Source organism: Paenibacillus sp. FSL P2-0136, assembly GCF_037975325.1.
Taxonomy (GTDB): domain Bacteria; phylum Bacillota; class Bacilli; order Paenibacillales; family Paenibacillaceae; genus Paenibacillus_AQ; species Paenibacillus_AQ silagei.
In genome coordinates this window covers 5,213,619-5,239,662 of sequence record NZ_CP150244.1, presented here as the reverse complement: position 1 = coordinate 5,239,662, position 26,044 = coordinate 5,213,619, and the positions used below count along the sequence as shown (strand labels likewise).

At 52.7% G+C, this 26,044-nt stretch carries 27 protein-coding genes and 1 other annotated feature; of the genes, 26 read left to right on the top strand and 1 reads right to left on the bottom strand.

Features of this window, described 5'->3' with window-relative positions:
• Nucleotides 1–14: 14 nt before the first annotated feature.
• From NYE26_RS22250 to NYE26_RS22185, 14 genes are all read left to right on the top strand, one after another.
• Complete coding sequence (locus tag NYE26_RS22250) at nt 15–779, top strand: FtsQ-type POTRA domain-containing protein (RefSeq protein ID WP_036724271.1); 765 nt, start codon at nt 15–17, stop codon at nt 777–779.
• Nucleotides 780–1,203: 424 nt separating this feature from the next.
• Nucleotides 1,204–2,466, top strand: a complete 1,263-nt coding sequence (gene ftsA / locus NYE26_RS22245) for a cell division protein FtsA (protein ID WP_036690197.1) — start codon at nt 1,204–1,206, stop codon at nt 2,464–2,466.
• 63 nt (nt 2,467–2,529) lie between these two features.
• Nucleotides 2,530–3,648, top strand: coding sequence for a cell division protein FtsZ (ftsZ, locus tag NYE26_RS22240; protein WP_036724269.1), 1,119 nt, complete (start codon nt 2,530–2,532; stop codon nt 3,646–3,648).
• A gap of 125 nt (nt 3,649–3,773) precedes the next feature.
• Complete coding sequence (locus NYE26_RS22235) at nt 3,774–4,625, top strand: Rpn family recombination-promoting nuclease/putative transposase (protein ID WP_339250202.1); 852 nt, start codon at nt 3,774–3,776, stop codon at nt 4,623–4,625.
• Nucleotides 4,626–4,839: 214 nt separating this feature from the next.
• Nucleotides 4,840–5,796: a sigma-E processing peptidase SpoIIGA gene (gene spoIIGA / locus NYE26_RS22230; protein WP_036724267.1), complete on the top strand. Its 957-nt coding sequence runs from the start codon at nt 4,840–4,842 to the stop codon at nt 5,794–5,796.
• Nucleotides 5,797–5,815: 19 nt separating this feature from the next.
• A complete protein-coding gene (gene sigE, locus NYE26_RS22225) occupies nt 5,816–6,538 on the top strand; it encodes an RNA polymerase sporulation sigma factor SigE (RefSeq protein ID WP_036690190.1) in 723 nt (240 codons plus the stop codon).
• Nucleotides 6,539–6,616: 78 nt separating this feature from the next.
• Nucleotides 6,617–7,399 (top strand): RNA polymerase sporulation sigma factor SigG, encoded by a 783-nt coding sequence (sigG, locus tag NYE26_RS22220; protein ID WP_036690188.1) that lies wholly within the window; start codon nt 6,617–6,619, stop codon nt 7,397–7,399.
• 199 nt (nt 7,400–7,598) lie between these two features.
• On the top strand, nt 7,599–7,910 hold the full coding sequence (locus tag NYE26_RS22215; protein WP_235191841.1) for a YlmC/YmxH family sporulation protein: 312 nt from the start codon (nt 7,599–7,601) through the stop codon (nt 7,908–7,910).
• A gap of 141 nt (nt 7,911–8,051) precedes the next feature.
• Complete coding sequence (pgeF, locus tag NYE26_RS22210) at nt 8,052–8,909, top strand: peptidoglycan editing factor PgeF (RefSeq protein ID WP_036724264.1); 858 nt, start codon at nt 8,052–8,054, stop codon at nt 8,907–8,909.
• A gap of 4 nt (nt 8,910–8,913) precedes the next feature.
• Nucleotides 8,914–9,609, top strand: a complete 696-nt coding sequence (locus NYE26_RS22205) for a YggS family pyridoxal phosphate-dependent enzyme (RefSeq protein ID WP_036724261.1) — start codon at nt 8,914–8,916, stop codon at nt 9,607–9,609.
• Entirely contained in the window at nt 9,609–10,052 is a 444-nt protein-coding gene (sepF, locus tag NYE26_RS22200) for a cell division protein SepF (RefSeq protein ID WP_036690181.1), read from the top strand. Before NYE26_RS22205 ends, sepF begins: the two co-directional genes overlap by 1 nt.
• A gap of 7 nt (nt 10,053–10,059) precedes the next feature.
• Entirely contained in the window at nt 10,060–10,329 is a 270-nt protein-coding gene (locus NYE26_RS22195) for a YggT family protein (protein ID WP_036724260.1), read from the top strand.
• A gap of 4 nt (nt 10,330–10,333) precedes the next feature.
• Complete coding sequence (locus NYE26_RS22190) at nt 10,334–11,116, top strand: YlmH/Sll1252 family protein (RefSeq protein WP_339250197.1); 783 nt, start codon at nt 10,334–10,336, stop codon at nt 11,114–11,116.
• 131 nt (nt 11,117–11,247) lie between these two features.
• Nucleotides 11,248–11,733, top strand: a complete 486-nt coding sequence (locus NYE26_RS22185) for a DivIVA domain-containing protein (protein WP_036690176.1) — start codon at nt 11,248–11,250, stop codon at nt 11,731–11,733.
• A 102-nt stretch (nt 11,734–11,835) separates the two neighbouring features.
• Here the strand turns inward: NYE26_RS22185 and NYE26_RS22180 are convergent, their stop codons facing one another.
• The gene (locus NYE26_RS22180; RefSeq protein ID WP_036724258.1) at nt 11,836–12,279 is read right to left on the bottom strand and encodes a hypothetical protein; all 444 of its coding nucleotides are present in this window, start codon (nt 12,277–12,279) and stop codon (nt 11,836–11,838) included.
• Nucleotides 12,280–12,510: 231 nt separating this feature from the next.
• Between NYE26_RS22180 and NYE26_RS22175 the strand changes: the two genes are divergently transcribed.
• The 12 genes from NYE26_RS22175 (at nt 12,511) to pseI (ending at nt 25,188) form a co-directional block, all read left to right on the top strand.
• Nucleotides 12,511–13,365 (top strand): glycosyltransferase, encoded by an 855-nt coding sequence (locus NYE26_RS22175; protein WP_339250195.1) that lies wholly within the window; start codon nt 12,511–12,513, stop codon nt 13,363–13,365.
• Between the two features lie 178 nt (nt 13,366–13,543).
• The gene (locus NYE26_RS22170) at nt 13,544–14,317 is read left to right on the top strand and encodes a glycosyltransferase family 2 protein (protein ID WP_036724254.1); all 774 of its coding nucleotides are present in this window, start codon (nt 13,544–13,546) and stop codon (nt 14,315–14,317) included.
• 41 nt (nt 14,318–14,358) lie between these two features.
• Nucleotides 14,359–15,783, top strand: a complete 1,425-nt coding sequence (locus NYE26_RS22165) for a CDP-glycerol glycerophosphotransferase family protein (RefSeq protein ID WP_036724253.1) — start codon at nt 14,359–14,361, stop codon at nt 15,781–15,783.
• Nucleotides 15,784–15,800: 17 nt separating this feature from the next.
• Nucleotides 15,801–16,805, top strand: coding sequence for an SDR family NAD(P)-dependent oxidoreductase (locus NYE26_RS22160; protein ID WP_339250192.1), 1,005 nt, complete (start codon nt 15,801–15,803; stop codon nt 16,803–16,805).
• Between the two features lie 11 nt (nt 16,806–16,816).
• Nucleotides 16,817–17,782 carry a GDP-mannose 4,6-dehydratase gene (locus NYE26_RS22155; protein WP_339250190.1) on the top strand — a complete coding sequence of 322 codons (966 nt, stop codon included), beginning with the start codon at nt 16,817–16,819 and terminating at the stop codon, nt 17,780–17,782.
• On the top strand, nt 17,779–18,975 hold the full coding sequence (pseC, locus tag NYE26_RS22150; RefSeq protein WP_339250188.1) for a UDP-4-amino-4,6-dideoxy-N-acetyl-beta-L-altrosamine transaminase: 1,197 nt from the start codon (nt 17,779–17,781) through the stop codon (nt 18,973–18,975). Before NYE26_RS22155 ends, pseC begins: the two co-directional genes overlap by 4 nt.
• On the top strand, nt 18,972–20,768 hold the full coding sequence (locus NYE26_RS22145) for an N-acetylneuraminate synthase family protein (RefSeq protein ID WP_339250186.1): 1,797 nt from the start codon (nt 18,972–18,974) through the stop codon (nt 20,766–20,768). The genes pseC and NYE26_RS22145 overlap by 4 nt, the downstream gene beginning before the upstream one ends.
• A 20-nt stretch (nt 20,769–20,788) precedes the next feature.
• Entirely contained in the window at nt 20,789–21,703 is a 915-nt protein-coding gene (locus NYE26_RS22140) for an aldo/keto reductase (protein ID WP_339250184.1), read from the top strand.
• 4 nt (nt 21,704–21,707) lie between these two features.
• Nucleotides 21,708–22,502, top strand: a complete 795-nt coding sequence (locus NYE26_RS22135) for an SDR family oxidoreductase (RefSeq protein WP_339250182.1) — start codon at nt 21,708–21,710, stop codon at nt 22,500–22,502.
• Between the two features lie 17 nt (nt 22,503–22,519).
• Entirely contained in the window at nt 22,520–23,614 is a 1,095-nt protein-coding gene (pseG, locus tag NYE26_RS22130) for a UDP-2,4-diacetamido-2,4,6-trideoxy-beta-L-altropyranose hydrolase (protein WP_339250181.1), read from the top strand.
• A complete protein-coding gene (gene pseH, locus NYE26_RS22125) occupies nt 23,586–24,158 on the top strand; it encodes a UDP-4-amino-4,6-dideoxy-N-acetyl-beta-L-altrosamine N-acetyltransferase (protein WP_339250179.1) in 573 nt (190 codons plus the stop codon). Before pseG ends, pseH begins: the two co-directional genes overlap by 29 nt.
• Nucleotides 24,136–25,188, top strand: coding sequence for a pseudaminic acid synthase (pseI, locus tag NYE26_RS22120; RefSeq protein WP_036724247.1), 1,053 nt, complete (start codon nt 24,136–24,138; stop codon nt 25,186–25,188). Before pseH ends, pseI begins: the two co-directional genes overlap by 23 nt.
• 60 nt (nt 25,189–25,248) lie before the next feature.
• Nucleotides 25,249–25,523: a binding site (T-box leader), on the top strand.
• Nucleotides 25,524–26,044: the final 521 nt, after the last annotated feature.

Sequence of the window (26,044 nt, the reverse complement as noted above, 5' to 3'; positions counted from 1 at the left end):
ACGGAGATATGAGAATGCCAAAAACGCGAATACCTCTTTTGAAAGAGGACAAGCCTAGCAAGAGAAAAAACCGTAAAATCATCATCATCCTGGCACTGCTGTTTACTGCGCTGCTGGCTGTAATCTTCTTCCGTTCGTCGATCAGCAAGATTACAGCCATTGAAATGCAGGGGGATAAATATACGTCCCGTGAGCAGCTGCTGGCTGCAAGCGGCCTGAAGATCGGAGGACAGTTCTTCGCAGTCTCCGGAGATTCCGTGGGGGAGGCACTGGAGAAGCTGAATACGGTTCAGGAGGCGCAGGTCAGCAAGAAGTTCCCCGGTGTGGTTACGATCACTGTGAAGGAGTACCCGGCGGTTGCTTATGAACTGGACCAGGCAGGCGTGCTGGAGGCTATTCTGTCAAGCGGAGCCGCCGTCTCTGTGACGGATACCGGAATTGCTGTAGAGAAGCCGATATTGACTAACTGGAAGGCTGACGATCCTTATAAGACCAAGCTGTGCCAGGCGCTGGCCGGCATTCCGAATGAGCTGACCAGTGATATATCGGAGATTGTACCTTCTCCGACGTTATCTTTTCCTGACCGGATCAAGCTCTACACACGTTCACGCTTTGAGGTCATAACGGCCATTTCACTGCTGAAGGATAAAGTAGGCTATTTGAATCAGGTGATTCAGACGGAGGAGCCGGGACTGATCAAAATGCTGGAGGCTGATTCCTATGTTCCCTTCCATTCTGAAGCTGGGGACACCGGAGAAGACGCAGATGCACAAGAGTAAATAGTCCCTACTAATAGAGCGGAATAAATGCTACAATCTGTTTTACGGGTAATAAGCAATATCCCTCTTTTTTCTGCGGATTTTTTGAGATGCAATCCAGGATATAGCCGCTGTTCTCTTGTTTTTCTTAAAATATAAGAATGTATAGGTTTCACGCTATTCATTATCCTTCTATTTCTCGCTGAAACGGTATCGTCCTTAAACGGACGACAATGCCGTTTCCACTTGTTTGAATGTCAGGTGCTGATCCCGCTAAGCGGAGAGCGTCTGCCTGCACGTGAATACCTTGTCATATTATTCCTCTCAAAAAATTTGTTGAAAAAAGAGGGAAAGGATTAGGGATGTTGAATATGTACAGAGATGTTTCCCGCGACCGGGATCAAAGACATGTTTATTATGATTATAACAGGAGGTGCCATAGGGCTTGAGCAACAATGACATCATTGTTAGTTTGGACATCGGTACATCCAAAGTTCGGGCAATAATCGGGGAAGTTACTAGTGGAACCTTCAATATTATTGGCGTTGGATCTGCTGATTCGGAAGGGATACGCAAGGGTGCGATTGTAGACATCGATCAGACTGTGCAATCGATCAGGAGTGCCGTAGAGCATGCGGAGCAAATGGTCGGTATTCAAATATCCGAGGTGTATGTCGGCATATCCGGCAATCATATCGGCCTGCAATCCAGCCACGGCGTAGTTGCCGTTCAGAATGAGGACCGTGAGATCGGCGAAGATGACATCGACCGCGTAATCAAGGCAGCGGAGGTTATTGCACTCCCGCCGGAACGCGAGGTCATTGATGTTGTCGCCAAGCAGTATATCGTCGACGGCCTAGAAGGCATTCAGGACCCGCGCGGAATGATTGGCGTCCGCCTGGAAGTGGAGGCCACGATCATTACCGGTGCCAAAACCCCCATACATAATCTGCTCCGCTGCGTGGAGAAATCAGGTCTGAAGGTTAAAGATCTTGTCCTTATGTCTCTCGGGGCTGGCGGATTAGCGCTCTCCAAAGATGAGAAATCGATGGGTGCTGTACTGGTGGATATAGGTGCCGGACAAGCCACGATAGCCGTATATGAAGAAGGTTCCCTTAGTGCAACCTCCACGATTCCGATCGGAGGAGAATTCATAACCAATGATATTGCGTATGGACTTCGGACACTTACCGACCAGGCCGAGAAGGTCAAGCTGAAATACGGCTGTGCCTGGATCGACGATGCCGCTTCGGAGGTCGTCTTCAAGGTCCTGCGTATCGGCAGCAATGTAGAGAAGGAATTCAACCAGGAAGATCTGGCTGCGATTATCGAGCCGAGAGTCCAGGAAATCTTCCACCTGATCCGCCAGGAAGTGAAGCGGCTTGGTTATACGGAGCTCCCGGGAGGTTATATACTTACGGGTGGCACAGTATCGATGCCTGGGGTGCTTAAGGTAGCCCAGAACGAGCTGGCAGCCTCCGTACGGATCGCTGTTCCGGATTATATTGGAGTACGCGACCCCGGCTTCACCGGCGGCGTAGGCATTCTTCATAATGTGGTACGTAACTACCGCGGACGGAGCAGCGGCGGAAGTGCCAACAAGAAGACCGTTAACCGCAGCAAGCAGAGCGCAGCGCCGGTTCAGGATTCTTCCAAGAAGCCGGGTCTGGTGGAACGACTAAAGAATATGTTTAGCGAGTTCATATAAGTGTAATCCAGATATACTTGGACTGGCCATCCAAGCACTACTCGAGGGGGAGATGGAAACAATATGTTGGAATTTGATTTTGAAATGGAGAGTTTGGCGCAAATAAAAGTCATCGGCGTCGGCGGCGGCGGAAGCAACGCTGTGAACCGGATGATTGAAAATGGCGTTCAGGGTGTTGAGTTCATCACGGTTAATACAGACGCCCAAGCGCTGCATATGGCCAAATCGGAGCATAAATTACAAATCGGAGATAAATTGACCCGCGGACTTGGCGCAGGAGCGAATCCTGAGGTCGGCAAGAAGGCGGCAGAGGAATCCCGCGATCTGATCTCGAATACGCTGAAGGGCGCGGATATGGTCTTCGTTACCGCAGGCATGGGCGGCGGTACCGGAACAGGCGCAGCGCCTGTCATTGCCGAAATCGCCAGAGAATGCGGAGCATTGACGGTAGGCGTCGTGACCCGCCCGTTCACTTTTGAAGGCAGAAAACGTGCCAACCAGGCAGAGCTTGGAATCGAAGCGCTCAAGGAAAAGGTTGATACGCTGATTGTGATTCCGAATGACCGCCTCCTGGAAATTGTGGATAAGAAGACTCCAATGCTCGAAGCCTTCCGTGAAGCGGACAATGTACTCCGTCAGGCGGTACAAGGCATCTCCGACCTTATTCAGGTTCCCGGCCTGATCAACCTTGACTTTGCCGATGTAAAGACGATTATGACGGAGCGCGGTTCAGCGCTTATGGGCATCGGGATTGCCACCGGCGAGAACCGGGCATCTGAGGCGGCCCGCAAGGCGATTATGAGCCCGCTGCTTGAAACCTCCATCGAAGGTGCGCGCGGCGTCATTATGAATATTACAGGCGGCTCTAACCTCTCCCTGTACGAAGTGAATGAAGCCGCCGAGATTGTTACCTCTGCTTCGGACCCTGAAGTGAATATGATCTTCGGTGCCATTATCGAAGAGAGCATGAAGGACGAGATCAAGGTTACGGTTATTGCGACCGGTTTTGAACACAAGCCTTCTCCCATAGCTCCTGTACGCCGTCCTGCGGCAAACAGCGAACCATCTGCTGATAATAAGAGCAAGAGTGAGAATCTTCGTCCATTCGGGAATCAGACAAGCTCTGATCAGCTGGATATTCCGACCTTCCTGCGCAACCGGACACGCGGCAATAATGATTAAGGGCCATTAATAGCGATTATAGCTTTGACTGTTACGGAAGCACCGTATCACGCAGCTTTGAACTGCGGGGTATGGTGTTTTTTTGCTTTTCAGGCTGTATAATAACGTTAACGGGAGACGATACCATGGAAATGCTGGACCCCCGGGTGGATTTTGTATTTAAGCGGATATTTGCAAGCGAGGGCAACAAGGATGTACTGCTCGCTTTTCTGAACCGGATATTCTTGGATGCGGGCGATCTTCCGCTGGAGGAAGTAGTGCTGCTTAATCCTTATACGGATAAGGATGATCCGCTGGATAAGCAGGCGATATTTGATATATGGGCGAAGACGGTTGACGGCAAGCTAATCAACATCGAGATGCAGCTTTTCAACAAATATGATATTGAGAAACGCACGTTGTATTATTGGAGCAAACGGTATGCCGGCCAGCTTCAGGTCAACGGCAAATATATTGATCTCAAGAAGTGCGTGACGATCAACATTCTGAATTATAAGGTGCTGCCCAATGAACATACCCATAGTGTATTTCATTTGCGGGAGGACAGCAGCGGAGCGCCGCTGACAGACGATATCGAGATTCATTTCCTGGAGCTGCCCAAGTTGAACCAGCCGCTTATACCCGGCGAGGGCGGCCTTGTGAACTGGCTGTTATTTCTAAAAGGGATTGACTACTCTGATTGGGAGGTGCTGCAAATGAACGAGCCAGCCTTGAAGAAGGCGATGGAGACGCTGGAATTTCTGAGCCAGGATTCAGAAGCCCGCCGTAAATATGAGGACCGCCAGAAGTTTCTGATGGACGAAGCCTCGCAGCGGGATGGTGCGCTTAGGGAAGGCTTCGCCAAGGGTACAGCGGCAGGTGAACTAGAAGCCAAACGGGTAATAGCAAAGAATCTCCTGTCTATGGGAATGGATTGTCCTTCAGTGCAGAAGGCAACCGGACTCTCCGAAGAAGAGTTGAAATCTATCAACAATTAAATCCGGCACGTCTGAAGCCAGCCGCTTAAGGCTGGCTTTTGTTGTGCGCTGAAGTTCCTCTCAAGGCCCATAACTCGACAAAAAAACTGCAAGAACGCCCCCCATGTTTAGACAGACTTTGGATGCGGGAGTTTCTATACTAATCTTATCGTCTAAAAAGAGAGCCTGCACCCCGGCCTCCGGATAGATATCCGCTTGCAGGCAGGTGAGAGCGATGGTTGTGTATATTGACTTGATTTTTGCCGCCAATCTGCTGATCGACGGAGTCCTGCTGTGGCTGACAAGCTGGCTGGTGAAGCACAAGGTATCCTGGTGGCGCCTGACTCTCTCAGCGCTGGCGGGTGCACTCTATGTCGTCATGATGTTCGTACCGGAGCTGTCCTTTCTGTATACCTTTCTCGTCAAATTCGGTTTATCGGTTTTGATGATCTGGATAGCCTTTGGATTTAGAAGTCTGCAAAGCTATCTTCGGGCATTTGGGGCGTTTTATATCATTAATTTTGCGGCGGCGGGAGGGATCATAGGCGTTCATTATCTGCTGCAAAGCTCTGGTGACCTCTGGAAGGGCATGATCTTCACCTCATCGGGAGGCCAAGCTTACCGGCTGAAGATCGGGTTCTGGTTCGTGCTTGCCCTGCTTCCGCTGGTGCTGCTGCTCTTCAAGCTGATCCAGTCCTCCCGCCGGCACAGAGAGCAGCTGGATTCCTATATCGGCGAAGTGACGGTGGAGATCGACGGAGTGTCGGTTACCTGCCCCGGACTGCTGGATACCGGGAACCGGCTCAGCGATCCGCTGACGAGGATTCCGGTGATGGTGATGGAAGCCTCGCTGTGGGAGGGCCATTTGCCGGCTTCCTGGAAAGGGAGGCTGACCCAGACGGGTGCAGATACACTTGTACTGGAAACGGACGGGCAGTCGTTCGCCTGGCAGGACAGAGTGCGGCTGGTGCCGTACAGAGGCGTCAACCGCGGGGCATCCTTCATGCTCGCGCTGAAGCCGGATAAGGTGAGGATAGAGCTTGGCGGTGATACCTTTTGCAGCACAAGGGTACTCATCGGGCTGGATGGCGGGACACTGTCGGGAGACGGCGCGTACCGGGCGGTCATACATCCTGACCTGACCCATAAAGAGAGTGCTCCAGAAGCACCGGCTGACAAGGTGATGGGCTAAGTAACCTATAGGAGGAACAATAATGGTCAAATTCAAGCTTGTGCTGCAACTGCAGTATTACCGCATGCTGTTTCTGCTCGGTCTGAAGAGCCAGGAGATTTATTATATCGGGGGAAGTGAAGCGCTGCCGCCGCCGCTGACACGCGAGGAGGAGGAATTTCTGCTCCAGCGGCTCTCCAGCGGGGATGCGGCCGTCCGGGCCATGCTGATTGAGCGCAACCTGCGGCTGGTGGTCTACATCGCCCGGAAATTCGAGAACACCGGCATTAACATCGAGGATCTGGTATCTATTGGCGCGATTGGACTCATTAAGGCGGTCAACACCTTTGATCCGGAGAAAAAAATCAAGCTGGCCACCTACGCCTCGCGCTGCATCGAGAATGAGATTCTGATGTATCTGCGGCGGAACAGTAAGACCAGAAGCGAGGTTTCTTTTGATGAACCGCTGAATATTGACTGGGACGGCAACGAGCTGCTGCTCTCGGATGTGCTGGGCACGGAGAACGATACCATCTACCGGAACATCGAAGAGCAGGTGGACCGTAAGCTGCTGCAGAAGGCGCTGGAGAAGCTCAGCGAGCGGGAACGGCTGATTATGGAGCTGCGGTTCGGACTGCGGGGCGGCGAGGAAAAAACGCAAAAGGATGTGGCCGATCTGCTGGGCATCTCCCAATCCTATATTTCGCGCCTGGAGAAACGAATTATCAAGCGGCTGCGCAAGGAGTTCAACAAGATGGTGTAAGTGATGAAAGCTGAGGAATAAAATGCCGGACCGGGGAGATAATGTACAGTAATGTTTCTCCTTGGGAGGTTAATCATCATGACCCGAAATAAAGTCGAGATTTGCGGTGTGGACACCGCCAAGCTGCCTGTTCTCACGAACGTGGAAATGCGGGCATTGTTCACTTCGCTGCAGCAGCAGGGCGAGCGATCCGCCAGAGAGAAATTGGTAAATGGCAACCTCAGGCTTGTGCTAAGCGTGATTCAAAGGTTCAATAATCGTGGAGAGTTCGTGGATGATTTGTTTCAGGTAGGCTGCATCGGACTCATGAAAGCCATCGATAATTTCGATTTATCGCAGAATGTCAAGTTCTCCACCTATGCGGTGCCGATGATCATCGGAGAGATCCGCCGCTACTTGCGGGATAACAACCCGATCCGGGTATCCCGCTCCCTGCGCGACATTGCCTATAAGGCGCTGCAGGTGCGTGACAGCCTGACGAACCAGAATTCGCGGGAGCCGACGATCTTCGAAATATCTGAAGCGCTCGGCGTTCCGAAGGAGGATGTTGTCTTCGCCCTTGATGCGATTCAGGACCCGGTATCCCTGTTCGAGCCGATCTATCATGACGGCGGGGACCCGATCTATGTGATGGATCAGATCAGTGACGACAAGAATAAGGATGTCTCGTGGATTGAGGAGATTGCACTCCGGGAGGCCATGCAGCGGCTGGGGCAGCGGGAGAAACGCATTCTGTCGATGCGCTTCTTCGAAGGCAAGACCCAGATGGAGGTCGCCGACGAGATTGGCATCTCACAGGCCCAGGTCTCACGGCTTGAGAAATCAGCGATCCAGCAAATGCAAAAGCATGTAAAGTCCTGACCACAATCTATAAATGAGCGGAGGATATTCCGGATGGCGGCAACTAGCGGCTAGCCGGAATATCCTTTTATATGTCCGTGGCGCTGAGGCTCTGGAATACAGTCATGCGGCCAAGCCCTAAGGACATATACTGAAGCTATAGGTCTGAATGTACAGGGGTGGCAGGATGATTGAGGAAACGTCAGCTTCAGGTAAAAAGATGAAAATCTCCGATTTTCAAACCAAAGATGTAATCAATATTGTTGACGGTAAACGGCTGGGCCAGATCAGCGATCTGGAGCTTGATTTGCGTAGAGGTGTCATTGACGCTGTGATTGTCCCGGGGTACACCAGATTCATGGGGCTGTTCGGCGGCGGTGCTGATCTGGTGATTCCGTGGCGGAATATCGTGAAGATCGGTGCGGATGTCGTGCTCGTGAAGCTGGAGGAGCCCCGCATGCCGCAGGGACAGGAAGACCGCGAGATGATGTACCTGGATCGGCCGGACCGCAGTGAACGGCGCACTTATTAATGAGGTGCGTCTTTTTTCTGCGGATATGGGTAAAGTCATAGGAGAATGTTTTCGGGGCCCCCGCAAAGTACCTGAGTAGGCTTCGGAGCGCTGCGCCACTTTGTGGGGCTGAGTGTGTTACACTTAAGCGGAGGTGAAGAGATGGAACCGTTTATGCAAAATGGTACAGCGCCCATGCTGCTGCATCTGGAGCCGTGGCGTGAGCCGTATAGGAGCATTACTGCAGGCTTCACCGGCAGAGCAGGCGGCAGCGGAACGAAGCCCTATGACAGCTTCAATTGTGCTTTTCATGTAGGCGATGATCCGGCGGATGTGCTGGCCAACCGCAGCCTGCTGGCTGCGAGTCTGGGATTCCGGCTGGCCGACTGGACCTGCGGGGAACAGACCCACGGCAAAGAGATCGCAGTCATTACAGAACAGGAACGCGGCCGGGGCAGCCTGGACCGGGCCTCTGCCTTTCAGGCCACTGACGGGCTGCTGACGAATGTGCCCGGGGTGCTGCTGACTTCTTTTTACGCTGATTGTGTGCCGCTGTTCTTCCATGATCCGCTGAACCACGTGGTAGGGCTGGCGCATGCAGGCTGGAAGGGGACCGTGGCGGAAATCGCGGCGGCGATGGTGGAGCGCATGGGACAGACGTACGGGACCCGTCCAGAGGACATACAGGCCGCTATAGGGCCTTCCATCGGAGACTGCTGCTATGAGGTGGATGATTACGTGATGGACCCTGTCCGCCGGCTGGAGGCCAGGCTGAACCTGCCGGATGCGGCGGAAGGCGCACGGGCTGTATATAGACCATCGGAGACAGACAGCAGCAAAATGATGCTGAACTTGAAAGAATTGAATCAACGCATTATGATAAAAGCAGGAATATTGCCGACTCATATCGAATGTACAACTTGGTGTACAAGCTGTAACAGTGATCTGTTCTTTTCGTACCGGAAGGAAAACGGGGTCACTGGGAGAATGACGAGCTGGATCGGAATAAAGGAGAGTTGACATTTTGGCCTCGCTACAAGAAAGAATAGCCACTACCCGGGAACGTGTCGCACGGGCCTGCGCGGCCAGCGGCCGGGATGCCAATGAAGTCAAGCTGATTGCGGTAACGAAATACGTATCGCTGAATACGGTTGCCGCTGTGCTGGAGGCAGGTCTTGAGGAGATCGCCGAGAGCCGCTGGCAGGATGCGGAGCCGAAATGGAATGCGCTTGGACATAAGGGAATCTGGCACTTTATCGGGCATTTGCAGACGAATAAGGTGAAGGACGTTATCGGTAAATTTCAATATATTCACTCTCTGGACCGGCTGTCGCTGGCCAGGGAGCTGCATAAGAAGGCGGAAGCTGCGGGACTTGAAGTGAAGGTGTTCCTGCAGGTGAATATTTCAGGCGAGGATACCAAGTTCGGCCTGGCGCCGGAAGCGGTGGAGGACTTCCTGAGGGAGATCGCCCCGCTTGACCGGGTGAAGGTCATCGGCCTGATGACGATGGCCCCTCACGAGGAAGACCCCGAGGCGACCCGGCCGGTATTCCGCGGACTCCGCGAGCTGCGTGACCACCTGAATCTCCTGGGCTTGACACCTGAGCCAATAGAAGAGCTGTCGATGGGCATGTCGAATGACTTTGAAGTGGCGATACAGGAAGGAGCCACCCGGGTACGCCTGGGAACGGTATTAGTAGGTCATGAGGAGGGAGAATGATGGGCGTGATGAACCGATTTATGAGTTTCTTGGGCTTGCAGGAGGAAGAGGAGATTGTGGAACGGGAGCAAATCTCCCGTGATGAGGATGAATACGAACCCGCCCCTGTAGAAACACGCAAGAATCAGAGGGCCAACGTCGTCAGCATTCATTCCCAAAAAAATGTGAAGGTTGTGCTCTACGAGCCGCGTTCGTATGATGAGGCGCAGGAGATTGCCGACCATCTGCGTTCACACCGCACGGTAGTAATTAACCTGCAGCGGGTGCGCAATGACCAGGCGATGCGGATTATCGATTTTCTCAGCGGAACTGTTTATGCTCTGGGTGGAGGAATATCCAAAATTGGGGGCAATATATTTATGTGCACACCGGACACCGTGGAGATTCAAGGCTCCATTACCGAGATCCTGGGTGACGAGCAAGACTACAATCGAATGAGGTGAGCAGGGTTTGAATGAAATATCTTCAATTATAGACATCCTATTTCAGATTTACTATTACATGATCCTCGTATACATTCTGATGTCCTGGCTGCCGAATCTGCGTGAGAACTTTATCGGTGAGCTGCTGGGCAAGCTGGTGGAGCCGTATCTGGCACCGTTCCGGAGGATTATTCCTCCGCTATTTGGAACGCTGGATATTTCCCCGATTGTCGCGATTATCATGCTGCGCTTTGCCGCAGTCGGGCTTCACTCTATCGTAGCCTCGGTCTTCGGCTAATCCGATGAAGAATGAAATCTACGGGCATTTCCACCCGGATGAGCGGCCGTTTGTGGACAAGGCCTGGGAGTGGGTTACGAATGCCGGAGAGTATCATGAGACGAAGCTGACCGAATTCCTGGACCCCCGTCAGGCCTATATTCTGCAGAGTCTGGTGAACCGCCATCCCGATGTGATTGTGCGTTGGGAGGGCGGTTCTTCGGATGCCGAACGGAAGCGGGGGCTGGTGGCTCCGGATTATCGTGACCTCACAGATGAGGATATGGAGTTAAGCGTGCTGAATGTCACCTCCGGCGAACAGAAATTTCTCTCGCTTATGCATGGGGATTATATGGGGGCAATCCTGGGACTTGGCATCAAAAGAGGCAAGATCGGTGATATTCATGTGCTGGAAGACGGCTGTCACGTAGTGGTGGCTGCTGACATCGCGGATTACCTGTCCATCCATTTGACCGGTGTACACCGGATTAATGTCAGTACCGAGATCCTGCCGTTATCGGGTCTGCGCAGCAGTGAAGTCAAGCTGGAGAAGATGGAGTTCACAGTGGCTTCCCTCCGGCTTGACGGGATTGCAGCGGATGTCACGCGGCTCAGCCGGAGCAAGATTCTGGCCCCGATCAAGGCCGGGCGCGTCCGGGTGAACTGGAAGGTCGAGGAAGATCCGTCCTGTTCGCTGAAGGACGGGGACATGGTCTCTATCCAGGGCTTCGGACGGTTCAAGGTGCTGGAGATCGGCAGCTTGACGAAGAAGGGCCGTTACCGGATTTTGGTAGGCAAATTTGTCTGAAGTCTTTGCAGGATTACAGCTGTGCTTGTCGAAATTGATAATCTCAGGGAAATATGGACATTTAGCAGGCCGTGCGCCGGTAATTGTCTTTCATCTATAATCTTCACCGAAATTTCTAGGAGGTGCACAGCATGCCATTAACACCGCTCGATATACATAACAAGGAATTCTCCCGGAGAATCCGCGGTTATGACGAAGATGAGGTCAATGAATTTCTGGATCAGGTGATTAAGGATTACGAGAGTGTGATCCGGGAGAACAAGGAACTGCACAACCAGCTGTTAACTCTTCAGGAACGCCTGGATCATTTCGTCAATATTGAAGAAAGTCTGTCCAAGACCATTCTTGTAGCCCAGGAGGCTGCGGATGATGTGAAGAACAACTCCAAGAAGGAATCCCAGCTGATCCTCAAGGAAGCGGAGAAGAACGCCGACCGGATTATCAACGAAGCGTTGTCCAAATCCCGCAAGGTGGCGATCGAGACCGAGGAGCTGCGCAAGCAGGCTTCGATCTACCGTACCCGGTTCCGGACGCTGCTGGAAGCCCAGCTGGAGCTGCTGTCCCAGGATGACTGGAATGCGCTGGAGAGTCGTGAGGTTAGTGAGAACGCGCTCTGAGCAGGTAACCGCTCAGATGCATACAAAAACTCCTTAGTAGAAGTTAATCTTGTTTGCTTAGTGCAAATAAGACTTCTACCAAGGAGTTTTTTTGTATAGCCTTTATACAGTGGCGATTACCTTTCCGGTGATGAGGATAGGGCCTCTTAAGGTGATATCTCCTTGAAGATCCTCCAGGTTAGTAGCAAATACCTGAATCGCATAATATCCTTCGGGAAGATCGGTAAGAATGGTCTGGAACATGGTGGTCATCCGCAGTGGTTCGTCTTCATCGTTCGAGATGGAGGACTGCTGGGCACTGCCGACCAGGATGCCATCTACAAGGACTTCAAGCAGGAGCTTGGGTTGATCGGGCGGAGTAGCAAATACGTTCGTTACCTCCCAGCCAACGGTAGTAGTGAGTTCTACATAATTGCTTGGAGCAGGAGGAATTGCCATACCGAATTCTAATATCAGAGTTGGTGTGGCAGGGACTGGAATCATAATAACTCCGGTGCTTAGATTGGTATGGAAACTTCTTGCATATTCAACTAATGTTTGCGCCATATTTTCACCTCCAATTTGATCATAATCACATCATATGGTTTTCATGGATATTATGCTTGGGGCGACATCCTATTCTTTGGAAAATTGGGAGTTTATAAGGGAGGAATATATTTGAATATTCTATTTATTACCTCAGGTTTCCGGGCCGTCTATTACTTTTTTGAGCAGAGTATAATAGAAGCATTTTCGAAGGCCGGCCATCGTTGTGAATCTTTCACGCTAAAGAGTGGCTTGGATGCGCTAAAGCTTAAGCAGCAGTCCCTGCAGCCGGATCTGATTCTGGTCCTGGCCGGCCTCAAAATCACGACACCTGTGCTGGAATTCATACAACAAACCAAAGGGAAGTCAGCTATATGGCTGACCGAGGACCCTTATTATATGGATTGGACGGTTTCGCTCATCCCTTATTTTGATTACATCTTCACCATCGATCAAGCCGCATTGGAACAGTACAGACAGCTTGGTCATCCCCATGTCAATCATCTGCCACTGGGCACAGATCCCTGCCTGTTTCATCCCTCAGAGGTCTCTGAAGAGTATGAAAGTGATATTTGTTTAGTAGGTGTACCCTACAGTAACCGCATAGAGCTTATCGAATTCTTACTCCAGAGAACCGATTACCGGATTCAAATTGTGGGGAGAGGGTGGGGCAGGTATTACAATGAATGGGTGAAGCAGCCCGGCCAGACTATAGAGCTGGTGAACGCCTGGGTGAAGCCCGAAACAGCCGTGAATTATTATAATGGCGCTAAGATCGTTCTGAATATCCACCGGCCCTCCGCTGAGAAGTACAACCGGAACCGGGCGGGGATCATCGCAACAAGCATCAACAACCGCACTTTCGACGCGGCCAGCTGTGAAGCGTTTCAGCTTACAGACTATAGAAGCGGGCTCAGTCATCAATTTGAGGAAGGAAAACAGGTGGTTTCGTATCAGGATAAGCATGATTTACTGCAGAAGATCCATTACTATATGGCACATGACGATGAGCGCAAGCGGATAGCTGAAGCAGCGAGGCAGCAGGTGCTGGCCGCCCATACTTTTGAACACCGGGTGCATGATTTGTTAATGAACGTGCAAGCTTGATAGACGGATTTACCGGACCTGATTGACGCCTTACAGTTATTCTGTTAGGCGTTTATTCAGGTTGCCCATAGATCCAGAGAAGCATTCTGTCCTCCATTTGAAAATTTAGTCTTCTAACCTATACCGTTTCGAAGAAGGATACATATGATAGCAAGTAAACAGCGAGGGAGGTATTCGATTGCCAAAAGTTACGATCATTATGACCAGCTACAATAAGGCCGCATATGTCGCAAAATCCATTGAATCCATTCTGGATCAGACGCTTACAGATTTTGAATTCTACCTGATGGATGATAACTCGAATGAAGAAACTCTGAAAGTAATTGAGCCCTATCTCAAGGATAAGAGAATCAAATTCTTCAGAAGCGATACAGAAACCCTGCAGCAGAGGGTGGAGAAGGTCAGATATTCCGCGCTGATTAATCAAGCCCTGTATCAAGCAAAGGGAGAGTATATTTCCTATGCTACGGATGACAACTGTTACAGAAATACTAGACTTGAGCAGATGGTGGACTATCTGGAGGAGAACCCCGAGGTCATGATTGCCTACTCTGCATCGCTGGTCAACTACTTGAATGAACACAATGAAGTGACCCGCAGCCAGTTAAGACCGGCCAAAAAAATCGTTTCGGTGGCCCCTTGCGTCATCGATCATTGCTCCATCCTGCACAGAAGCTCCATTCTTCCTGTCATTCATGACAAGTTCGGGTCCTACTGGGATGAGAATCCGGAGTTCTATAGAATTGGCGACGGCCGGTTCTTCTGGCGGCTCAACCAGTTCTGGGACTTCTACCCGGTGGATGAGGTTCTGGATGATAACTATATCACCGAGCTGTCCATTCACTTTCAATTGCAGCACCAGGAGAAGAGCCAGTTCATCCAGATGCTTCCCCCGCAGCGAACCTGCAAGGAGCTGAGAGAAGAGCTGAAATTAATGCAGCAGAAGAAATAAAAAAGCTGCCAAAACCGGTGCATGAAGAAGGAGGAAACAGATTGTCTATCTATCTGTCCAATTACTGGTCGCTCTACAGTGAATTTATCCATGCTGCACAGGAGCTGAAGTACAGGAATATCCCTCTGGCCCTGATGACGAACTTCTATCAGCAAATCAATGATGAGCTTAGAAGCGAGATGGGAAGCAGTGATTTTAAGCTGAAGCTGGAGCATTCCGGTATTCATGAACAGGATCAGATTCAGCCTTTTTTTGAAACGATGGTTGCGCCGCTCTATCAGTCTGTGAAGTCCAATCTGAAGGGCAAAATACTGATTAATTTGGACTATATCAGAATGTCGGAGCAAACGATCAGCGAGCATTTCAGCGGAGATTCGGCCATGATTCTATCCCGCTCCAGAGCGGATGAGCTATTTGGCATCCCCAATGTATACAGCCTGGGCTACAAGCAGGACACCAAAGCTGCTGCGGAAGAGCTGGTCCAGCGGGCGGCAGACCTCTTCGCTAAGGCCGAAGGACATCCTGCGTTCAGCAATGGATTTTTCACCCAGACCTTCCTAAGCCGGATTCCTACCATTGTAGATACTATTGAAATGGTGTTTAATCTCTACAATGACCTGCCGGTAGCCGCTGTAATGGTAGGTACGACAGAAGATGTTGCCAGCCGGACACTTGCCGTCGTTGCAGGGATTAAGGGGATTCCCAGCGTATGTCTGCAGCACGGAATTCTGATGGGAGAGGAAGCATTCATTCCTGTATTCTCCAGCCATGTCGGAATCTATGGGCAATACGAACACGACTGGTATACGAGAAGAGGGCTTGAATCGGAGCGAATTGTGATCACCGGCCACCCGCGTTATGATGATATCTTTACGGCACCGCATACCCCCAAAGATTCGTTCCGGGAGACCTACCAGCTTGACCCTCATAAAGTCACCTTACTAATCGCTACCGGACCAACGCTCGATGAATACAAGATCCGCACCCTGCTTACCCAGTTGGCCTCACATCCGCAATTCCAGTTGATTATTAAGCCCCATCCCTGGGAGCTGTCCAAGAAGCTGATCTCGCTGTATACCGAGTATGAAGAAGAATATAGCAATGTTCATGTGGTTACCGACAGAAAGGCTGATACCCGTGAGCTGATTATGAAATCGGACGCTGTGGTCGCCACCCTCTCCACGGTTGCCCTCGAAGGCCTTTTGTTCGATAAGCCCGTATTTGTCTACAAATTCATTCAGGCCAACCGTGAATATGATTACTATGATGCCCTTGATCCCTATATTCAAAAAGAGCCGGCTGATCTGACCCGAATGGTGGCCCATTATTTCTCCAGCAATAAAGAGAAAGTAAACTACAAGGCTGTGAAGGATAAGTTCTTGCAGCAATCCTATCAGATTGAGCAATCCGGCCGGAGACTTGCCGAATTAATGGACCGCCTGATCCAGGGAAGACCCAAGCTATGAACAGGGGGGAGGAGGAGATGTTCTTTAGGAACAAGAAAATTCTGGTCATTGGCGGAACCGGCACCATCGGGAAAAGCATTGTGAGGCTTATCGCAGAGCAGGAGCCTGAAGTCATCCGGATTCTCAGCAGAGATGAATATAAACAATTTGAGCTGCAGAATGAACTGAACGGAAATCCAAGGCTGCGCTACCTGATTGGCGATGTTCGTAATTATGACCGTGTGCTGGCTGCGATGGAGGGGATAGATTATGTTTTCCATACCGCAGCTATGAAGCATGTATCCTTCTGTGAATATAACCCGTTCGAGGCTGTACTTACGAATATTATCGGCACTCATAACGTGATTCAGGCAGCGAAGCAGCAGAAGGTACGCAAGGTCGTTTTTACAAGTACAGATAAGGCCATTTCGCCGACCAACAACTACGGGGCCACCAAACTGTCTGCTGAGAAGCTGATTTCCTCTGCCGTCACCTCGGGAGCCCCTGGCCAAACGGTGTTCTGCACTGTGCGGTTCGGGAATGTGATGGGCTCCAGAGGGTCTGTCATTCCCTTGTTTGTGAAGCAGGCGAGAGAAGGCAGAGCGATCACCGTAACAGATCTGTCCATGACAAGGTTCATGATGACCCTGGAGCAGGCGACCCGGCTCACCGTTCAGTCCCTGCAGCTGGCGAAGGGTGGTGAGACTTTTATTCTGAAGATGCCGGTGATCAGGCTGAAGGATCTGGCTGAAGTTGTAGCCGAAGAGGCGCCGAAGAAATACGGGACCCGCCCGTCTGCGGTGAAGATTCTGGAGATTGGCCTGAAGCCGGGTGAGAAGAGGTACGAAGAGCTGATGACCCACGAGGAATCCTTAACCGCTTATGAATTAAAGGATGTATACATTGTCCCTTCCCCCTATGCTGCACCGCAGTCCTACCGGGAAGCAAGCAGGCCGAAGCCGGGTACCTACAGCTCCGAAGGAGAGATCCCGCTGACCAAGGAGCAGGTAAGGAAGCTGGCATTGGAACAAAATCTAATCTAGTGGAGGCTACTATGAATATACTCGTAACCGGAGGTACAGGGTTCATCGGCAGATGGGTGGTTGGACGTTTGTTAAAGGATGGACAAAGTGTCTGGGTGATCGATAATCTGGCGAACTCATCCCTGGATAATCTGAAAGAGTATGAGGATAACGAGCATTTGCAGAAGGTGCAGATCATGGACCTCAAGGACAGAGCAGCCTTGAAGGAGCTTTTCCGCGAGACCTCCTTCGAGTTGTGCTACCACCTGGCGGCAAGCATAAACGTGCAAGACAGCATTGATGATCCTGAAACCACGTTCAATAATGATACGCTGGCCACCTTCTATCTGCTCGAGGAATGCCGCAAGCAGCAGGTGAAGATGGTCTTCATGAGTACCTGCATGGTCTATGCCAGAGCTACGGATGAGCAGGGAATTGACGAGCAATCCCCCATCAAGCCAGCCTCGCCTTACGCCGGTGCCAAGATTGCAGCGGAGAATATGGTCCTGTCCTATTTCTACGCTTATGATCTGCCGGTGGTCGTTGTAAGACCGTTCAACACCTATGGTCCCTATCAGAAAACCGGGGGCGAAGGCGGCGTCGTGGCGATCTTCATTCACAGCAAATTAAAAGGCGAGCCGCTGAATATCTACGGAGACGGCACCCAATCACGGGATCTATTATACGTGGGGGACTGTGCAGATTTCGTGGTGGAGGCGGGCTACAGCGATAAGTTGCATGGAGAAATTGTCAATGCAGGCACGGGTGAGGATATCACCGTCAATCAATTGGCCGAGCTTATTGCAGACGGGCAGGCCCCCATCCATCACGTTCCGCATATTCACCCGCAGAGTGAGATCCAGAAGCTGTTATGCAATTACAATAAGGCGGAGAAGCAATTGTCCTGGACGCCTAAGGTTACCATTCAAGAGGGCATCCGGCGGACAGAGCAATGGATTCTTGAGACCTTTCACCGAAAGGAGCCGAACCAGTCATGAGAAAAAGCAAACTGGCCATTGACGGCGGGAAGCCTGTACGTGCCCACTACTTGCCGTATGGGAGACAGATGATCGATGACGAGGATATTGAGTCCGTGGTCAAGGTGCTGCAAAGTGATTACTTGACCAGCGGGCCGGCCATTGAGCAATTTGAAGCGGAGATCGCAGCGTTTACTGGGGCAAAATATGCAGTGGCCTTCTCCAGCGGAACTGCGGCACTGCACGGGGCCTGTTATGCCGCCGGGATCGGCGAAGGGGACGAGGTGATTACGACTCCCATGACGTTTGCCGCCACGGCGAACTGTGTGCTGTATCAGGGGGGCGTACCGGTATTCGCCGATATCGATCCGCGGACGTATAACCTTGATCCGCAGCGGATCAGGGAGAGAATTACCGCAAGAACGAAAGCGATTATCCCGGTTCACTTCACTGGCCAGCCGGCGCAGCTTGATGAGATTCTGCAGATTGCCCGGGAGCATAATCTGATCGTGATCGAAGATGCCGCCCATGCGCTTGGTGCAAGATATAAGAATACAAGCATTGGGGCTATCGGGGACATGACCATGTTCAGCTTCCATCCTGTAAAGCATATAACAACGGGAGAAGGCGGAATGATTACGACCAATAACCCGGTGTATTATGAGAAGCTGCTGCAGTTCCGCACCCACGGCATCACCAGGGATGAGCGCAAGTTAAGGGAGAACCACGGACCCTGGTATTATGAGATGCAATTCCTCGGGTACAATTACCGGATTACAGATATACAGACCTCACTCGGCATCTCCCAGCTGCGCAGAATCGGGGGCTTCATCGAGAAGCGCAAGCAGCTTGCAGCCTTGTATCTGCAAGAGCTGAGCGGGACTGAAGAGCTTATTCTGCCGCATCAGCTTCCGGAGGCGGAGTCGAGCTGGCACCTGTTCATTGTCAGACTTCAGCTATCGAAGCTGAAGGCCACCCGCAAGACGGTCTTTCAGGCGCTGCAAAAGGAAAACATCGGAGTAAACGTCCATTACATTCCCGCCTATCTCCATCCGTACTACGAAAGCTTGGGGTTCCGGAAGGGAATCTGTCCGGTTGCTGAAAGCTGCTACGAGGAATTCATTACACTCCCGTTATATGCGGGCATGGACCCCGAAGATGTGATGGATGTGGTCGCCGCGGTCAAGAAGGTGATCCGCCACTACTCCAAGTGAAAATAGAGAAGGGAGTGATTAATGTGGCCAAAGTGAAGGTGATTGCCGAGATTGCCAATGCCCATATGGGCGACCCCGGCCGGCTGCGGGAGCTGATCCTCGCAGCCGCACGCAGCGGCGCTGATGGGGTGAAATTTCAATGGTTCCATTACGACAGCCTAGCGGTGCCGGATTTCATCCATTATCAGACGTATATCGATTTGTTCATCGGCAAGCAGCAATGGGCGGAGGCGGTACAGCTTGCCAAGGCTGCGGGGCTGGAGGTCTGGGTAGATCTCTATGATGAATGGGGTGTCGGGCTTCTCGCGGAGCTTGAATCGCAGGTAGACGGCTTGAAATTACCCACAACCGTCTTACAGTCGCTCCCCTTGATAGAAGCCCTGCACAGGTTCGATAAGCCGTTACTCATCGGTGTAAGCGGCTGGCTGGAGGAAGAGATGGATTCCCAATTAGCCTACATCCGGGGTCATTTCAAAGGTCCCATCGTGCTGATGCACGGCTTCCAGGGCTATCCGACCCGGACGGAGGATTCCAATCTGAGCCGGATCGCCCATATTAAGCAAACCTATCAGCTGGAGGTGGGCTTCGCGGACCATGAGGATGCTGATCATGAAATGGCGGTCGATCTTCCGGTCTATGCCTATCTGCTGGGGGCCAGTGTCATTGAGAAGCATATCACCCTGAACCGTGCGGAGAAGGGCATTGACTATTATTCCGCGCTGGAGCCGGAGGAATTTGGGCGGATGGTGGATAAGCTGCGCCGGGCAGAGTGTGTACTGGGCAGCCTCGAAATTAAGGAATCGGAAAGAAGGTATCTGGAGGATTCCTCTCTGAAGATCGTCTCCCGTACGGAGCTGCGCCCGGGTGAAATGATCACGCCTGCAAATATATGCTATAAGCGTTCCTCTATGCCGGATGCCCTCATGGCGCGCAATGCTTCGGTGCAATTCCCTGTGATTGCAACGGCAGCAATACCAGCGAACACACCCATCACGCCCGGGAAGGTAAAAGCACCCAAAATCTGCATCGCCGTCATCTGTAGATTGAAATCTACCCGGCTCCGCCGCAAGGCGCTGCGCGAGATTCACGGCATTCCAGCCATCGAGAGATGCCTGATGAATTGTCTGGCTGTGCCGGGCGGCTATGAGGTGGTGCTGGCCACCTCGGATCTGCCGGACGACCAGCCCCTTACAACGTTCACCCTGAACCATCAGGTGAAGGTGGTAACCGGCGACCCGGACAATGTGGCTGCCAGAATGCTGAGCGTGGCTGAAGCGGCCCAGGCAGATATTGTAGTCCGGGTCACCGGCGACAATCCGGCGATCTCCCCGGAGATGCTTCAGTTGCTGATAGACCGGCATCTGGCAAGCGGTGCGGACTTTACCTACGCCAAGGAGTCGACCATGGGGACGGTGGGGGATGTGTTTACCGTTGAAGCGCTGAGCAGGCTGCTGCACTATTCCAATCCGCTTACGCATGCAGAGTATCTTTCCTTTTACTTTTTCAACAACCCGACGCTCTTCAAGATCAATGCTGTGGATCTTCCTGCGGAGTGGGTGCATCCCGAGTGGCGGTTAACCATGGATGAGCTTCAGGATCTGGAGCTGTTCGAGGCGATCTACCAGGCACTGGATGTGGGGGCAAGACCGCTGTACTTCGAAGAATTGAAGGCATTCCTGCAGGGCCACCCTGAGATGGCTGAGCGCAACAGGGGCATTCAGGTGAAATGGCGGGATGATACGGAGCTGGTCAAGGAGCTGAATGAAGCAACCACCCTGAAGAAGAGACCCTAACGTTAGCGAGGCTTCGGAAGATGATGAATAAAGCCAGGTTTGTGCTGGGTACAGCCCAGTTAGGCGGAAATTACGGGATTGCGAATGCAGCTGTCAATTTCTCTGTGCATCAGAGGAATGAGCTGCTCCAATATGCCCTCTCTTCGGGGATCGGTTATTTGGATACCGCACCGGGATACGGGGACAGCGAGTCTATCATCGGAGATTGCCTGGAAGGTGCAGATCCGCAGAGCCGGCCGCAGATTGTGACGAAGCTCCCTTCCGTCCAGCGGTTAGGAGTGCACACGGAGGAAGCGCGGAGGAGGTTCGTCACCTCTTCCGTCCGTTCTTCCCTGAACCAGCTGAAGTGCTCTGCGCTGGATGTCTGTCTCTTGCATGATCCGCTGGACCTGACTTACCAGGGCGGCGAAATTCTGCGAATGCTGCAGGAGCTGAAGCAGCAGCAGCTGATCCGCAGAATCGGCGTATCGGTGTATGATGCGGAGGATATTGCGAATTTTATGCGCGTGGAGGGGCTGGACAGCATTCAAATTCCGCTGAATATACTGGACCAGAGGTGGCTGGCGAATGGAATGCTGGAGCGGCTCGCCCGGAGGGGAACAGAAATCTTCGTCCGCAGTGTCTATCTGCAAGGCCTGCTGCTGATGGCACCGGAGCAGCTTCCGGCGGGGCTGAAGCAAGCGGAGCAGCCGTTGTTACGATTAATCAGATACAGCGAGGAAACCGGGATACCGGTTAAAGAGCTGTGCTTCCTCTATGTGAGGGATCTTCCGGGGATATCCGGGATCGTGATTGGTTGCGAGACGGTGGAACAGGTGCAGGAGAACCTGCGGATGATGGCATTGCCCCCTCTAAGCCGGGCAGTGAGGCAGAAGCTTGGTGAATCCTTTACGGATATTCCTGTAGAGATCATTGACCCCAGGAGGTGGAAGTAACCGGATGCGTACTCTTCAAGAATTATTCAATCTTCAAGGCCGGACAGCGGTTGTGACCGGAGGGGCTGGTTATCTGGGCACAGCTATAGCAGAGGGGCTGGCTGAGGCTGGCGCGTCAGTCTATCTGGTAAGCTCAAGTGGTCAGCGCTGCAAGGAGACCGCTGAGGCGATCGCCCGCACCACCGGAGCAGCCTGCTTCGGCAAGGCAATGGATATCCGGGATGAAGCATCAGTCAGAGCATGTATTCAGAGCATCGCCGAAGCGGCCGGAAGCATCGATATCCTGGTGAATAATGCCGCGTTCAGCTCAGCGGCCAAGCTGGCCGTCATGAGTGAAGAACAGTGGCTGGCCGGGCTGGACGGGACGATCAACGGAACCTTCAGATGTGTCAAGTCCGTCCTGCCCTATATGGTCGAACAAAAAGGAGGCTCCATCATTAACGTCTCCTCGATGTATGGGCTGGTCTCGCCGAACCCGGAGGTCTACGGAGAGAGCGGGATGGATAATCCCGCCAATTACGGGGCCGGTAAAGCGGCGATTGGCCAGTTTACCCGTTACATTGCCTGCCACTTCGGGCAACATGGAATCAGAGCGAATACGGTATCGCCTGGGCCTTTTCCAAATGCAGCGGTTCAAGCCGACCCGCAGTTCATCCGGCAGCTGGAGAGGAAGAATCCGCTGGGTAGGATCGGCACTCCTGAAGATTTGAAGGGAGTCATGGTATTCCTGGCTTCTGCCGCTTCAAGCTATGTTACAGGTGAGAATATCTCTGTTGACGGAGGCTGGACCGCATGGTAAGCACAGCAGCTAATCCAATGAATATATGGATCCGGGCCGATTCCTCGTATTCTATGGGCACGGGCCATATCATGCGCTGCCTGACACTTGCGGGAGGGCTTGCCGCCAAGGGCGGGAAGGTCTCGTTCATTTGCCGCGAGCTGCCAGGGAATCTGGCCGACTATATCAGGGGCCAGGGCTATGCGGTGGAGCTGCTGCCGCCGCCGGATGATCCGTCGTACGCCGCATTCTGGCTTCAGGTGGATTGGCGGACCGATGCCTTGCAGACAGTTCAGCGGCTGGAGGGAGCTGCTCCTATAGATTGCCTCATTGTTGACCATTACGGGATTGATAAGCGGTGGGAAGCATGGGTACAGGGAAAAGCGAAGAAGATCGTGGCCATCGACGATTTGGCGGACCGCCCGCATGAGTGTGATCTGCTGCTGGACCCCAATCCATCCGCTGCCCGGGACCGCTACCAGGCGCTGCTTCCCGCCTACTGCATGAAATTGACAGGCACCTGCTATACGCTGCTGCGGCCGGAATTCCGCGCGGCTAAGCTGGGGCTGGCTGAACGGGACGGAGGCATAAACCGGGTTCTGGTGTTTTTTGGCGGCACAGATCCTACGGGTGAGACCCTCAAAGCCTTACAGGCCCTGCAAAGTCCCGCCTTCGCTAACCTGCAGCTGGATGTCGTAGTAGGCGGAATGAACTGCCGCAAGAATGACATCGCAGCGTTATGTGACTCGATGCCACAGGCCAGCTTCCATTGTCAGATTGATTACATGGCAGACTTGATGCAGAAGGCAGACCTCTCCATCGGAGCAGGCGGAAGTACGACCTGGGAGCGCTGTTACTTGGGCCTGCCTTCACTGTGTATTATTACGGCGGATAATCAGCGGGAGATCACGGCCTTGGTTCATGCGCAGGGGGCTGCACTTTGCCTGGGGAAGAGTAATGAGGTGACCGCTCAAGCCATTGAGCAGGGGCTTAAGGCTATGCTGGCCGACCCGTCCAAGGTACAGGCCATGTCTAAGCAGGCGCTCCGCCTGATGGGCGAGGATAAATGGAATGAGGTCATAGACAGGATTATGGGAGGGGACTATGGCAGACCTAAGGGACTACAGGCTTGAGAAGCTGGGCCAAGAGCATAGCCGGCTCATATGGGAATGGCGCAATGCCGATCACATCAGGCCTTATATGAATCATGACGGGATCATTGCGCTGGAAGAGCATCTTAACTGGATGCATGCTATAGGGGAGGATACCAGCCGGGTGGTCCGAATCTGTTACTATCTGGACACACCGGCAGGCTTCGTGCAGTTCTCACAGATTGACAGGGTCCATAAGACCTGTGAATGGGGCTTTTATATAGGGGACAAGAGCTGTCCCCCCGGCTCCGGCACCATGATGGGAATCTTGGCGCTGGAGCATATTTTCCAGGTGGAGCAGCTAAATAAGGTGTGCGCGCAAATCCTGGATTTCAATCAGCGGAGCTTGTCCTATCACCGCAAGCTAGGCTTCATAGAGGAAGGCAGGCTAGGCAGGCAACGGATCAGAAATCATCAGCCTGTGGATGTGGTCTTGATGGCCCTGTTCCGGGAGCAATGGGAGAAGCACAGTCTACGGCTGACAGAGGAGGCAACGACAGGCCATGAAGGAAATCAGGATCGGTAACCGCACCATCGGCAGCGGGCATCCGCCTTTTGTCATCGCGGAGATGTCCGGTAATCATAATAAGTCCCTGGACCGCGCGCTCGACATCGTTAAGGCCGCCGCCCGGGCTGGCGCACATGCGTTCAAAATCCAGACCTATACGCCGGACACCATGACGCTTAATCTGCAGAATAAGGATTTCATGATTGGGGATTCGAACGGACTGTGGAAGGGAAAATCGCTGTATGAGTTGTATGCTGAGGCGTATACACCATGGGAGTGGCATGAGCCTATCTTTGCTTCGTGCAGGGCGCTCGGGATGATTCCGTTCAGTACCCCGTTCGATGAGTCCTCGCTCGAATTCCTGGAGACCCTCGGTGTCGACTGCTACAAGATTGCTTCTTTCGAAAATAATGATATTCCCTTATTGCGGAAGGTGGCCTCCAAAGGGAAGCCGATGATTATATCCACCGGGATGGCCTCGCTTGGCGATATTGAACAGGCTGTCCACACCATTACCGGGGCAGGCTGCCAGGAATATATACTGCTCAAATGCACCAGCAGCTATCCGGCTTCGCCCGGGAATACCAACCTCAATACCATTCCGTATCTCCGCGACATCTTCCGTGCTCAGGTGGGCCTGTCCGACCATACCCTGGGCGTAGGGGCCGCTGTGGCAAGCGTGGCGCTGGGCAGTACGGTGATCGAAAAGCATTTCACCCTGAACCGTGCGGAAGGCGGGGTGGATGCTGCATTCTCCCTGGAGCCGGCAGAATTCGCTTCCCTAGTCCGGGAGACGGATACGGCCTGGAGGGCACTCGGGGGTATCTCCATCGGTCCCACCCCCGAAGAAGAGAAATCCCTGCAATTCAGACGGTCTGTCTATACCTCCAAGGACATCAAGGCCGGAGACCTGCTCACTGCGGATAACATCAAAGTCATCCGCCCCGGCTACGGCCTTGCGCCCAAATACTATGATCTGCTCCTCGGCAAACGCCTCAGAACCGATCTGCCCGTCGGCACCCCGCTGAGCTGGGACCTGCTGTTGTAATCCGCCTTGACAATTGGGGAGAAAACGTCTATAACTAGAACATATCTGTATCCATTGAATCTAAATTCGATGACGGGACAAGTACGATAAGGTAACGTTCTCCAGAGAGTCGGTGCTTGCTGCGAGCCGATCGTTCACGCCTTACCCGAAGATCCTCCCCTAGAAGCTAAGCTGAAGCGTGTATACGTGCGTAGGCTCCGCCGTCTGCCGGACGTTATCCCGGACCCGCCAGGTTGTCTATTGCCTGCGGACTGAGATTGTACTGAATCCACACCCTTAGGATGTGCGTGCAGTACAAATTAGGGTGGTATCGCGAGCGCTGTCTCGCCCCTTTGGGGGCGGGGCGGCGCCTTTTTGTGTGGTGGGCATCCCCCTAAATCGTCAGAGATCCCCCTAAATCCCCCTTCCAAGGGGGACCCCAAGGGCTGGCCGCCCTCTGGACACCCGCAGGCAAGTGCTTATCGAGGTTGGAGAGGCGTCCGCGGAAGGGGGGGGATTTGTTCGGCGTAGGACTGGCCCTTCTTAGGCTGCCCTATCGGGTACGCCTGCGGGGCCTCAACTGCGCCCCGAGCAAGGGGCCAAGAGCCCCCGGCAAGAACCCCAGGCACAGCGCGGACGGGAGTAACGACTGAGGAGCCCTTATTCTGGAAGAAAGCTACTATTAGGGCAAGTAAAGGACCCCACAGCCCTTATTACCGGAAAATTCGCTTCTAGATGGTTCTTAGCAGGACAATAAGGTCGACTGGGTCCGTTAGCTCGCCAAAAGTGCTGTTTTCTTGAATATAACGGCTCTGCGGTCCGCTAGGACTGACCTACTCGGTTGGTGTGGCTTCTTTTCATCCAACCTTCAGTGGGC

Coding starts and splice junctions, on each gene's coding strand:
- NYE26_RS22250 (WP_036724271.1), top strand. CDS start 15: ATGCCAAAAACGCGAATACCTCTTTTGAAAGAGGACAAGCCTAGCAAG.
- ftsZ (WP_036724269.1), top strand. CDS start 2,530: ATGTTGGAATTTGATTTTGAAATGGAGAGTTTGGCGCAAATAAAAGTC.
- NYE26_RS22235 (WP_339250202.1), top strand. CDS start 3,774: ATGGAAATGCTGGACCCCCGGGTGGATTTTGTATTTAAGCGGATATTT.
- spoIIGA (WP_036724267.1), top strand. CDS start 4,840: ATGGTTGTGTATATTGACTTGATTTTTGCCGCCAATCTGCTGATCGAC.
- sigG (WP_036690188.1), top strand. CDS start 6,617: ATGACCCGAAATAAAGTCGAGATTTGCGGTGTGGACACCGCCAAGCTG.
- NYE26_RS22215 (WP_235191841.1), top strand. CDS start 7,599: ATGAAAATCTCCGATTTTCAAACCAAAGATGTAATCAATATTGTTGAC.
- pgeF (WP_036724264.1), top strand. CDS start 8,052: ATGGAACCGTTTATGCAAAATGGTACAGCGCCCATGCTGCTGCATCTG.
- sepF (WP_036690181.1), top strand. CDS start 9,609: ATGGGCGTGATGAACCGATTTATGAGTTTCTTGGGCTTGCAGGAGGAA.
- NYE26_RS22190 (WP_339250197.1), top strand. CDS start 10,334: ATGAAGAATGAAATCTACGGGCATTTCCACCCGGATGAGCGGCCGTTT.
- NYE26_RS22185 (WP_036690176.1), top strand. CDS start 11,248: ATGCCATTAACACCGCTCGATATACATAACAAGGAATTCTCCCGGAGA.
- NYE26_RS22180 (WP_036724258.1), bottom strand. CDS start 12,279: ATGGCGCAAACATTAGTTGAATATGCAAGAAGTTTCCATACCAATCTA.
- NYE26_RS22160 (WP_339250192.1), top strand. CDS start 15,801: ATGTTCTTTAGGAACAAGAAAATTCTGGTCATTGGCGGAACCGGCACC.
- NYE26_RS22155 (WP_339250190.1), top strand. CDS start 16,817: ATGAATATACTCGTAACCGGAGGTACAGGGTTCATCGGCAGATGGGTG.
- pseC (WP_339250188.1), top strand. CDS start 17,779: ATGAGAAAAAGCAAACTGGCCATTGACGGCGGGAAGCCTGTACGTGCC.
- NYE26_RS22140 (WP_339250184.1), top strand. CDS start 20,789: ATGATGAATAAAGCCAGGTTTGTGCTGGGTACAGCCCAGTTAGGCGGA.
- NYE26_RS22135 (WP_339250182.1), top strand. CDS start 21,708: ATGCGTACTCTTCAAGAATTATTCAATCTTCAAGGCCGGACAGCGGTT.
- pseG (WP_339250181.1), top strand. CDS start 22,520: ATGAATATATGGATCCGGGCCGATTCCTCGTATTCTATGGGCACGGGC.
- pseH (WP_339250179.1), top strand. CDS start 23,586: ATGGCAGACCTAAGGGACTACAGGCTTGAGAAGCTGGGCCAAGAGCAT.
- pseI (WP_036724247.1), top strand. CDS start 24,136: ATGAAGGAAATCAGGATCGGTAACCGCACCATCGGCAGCGGGCATCCG.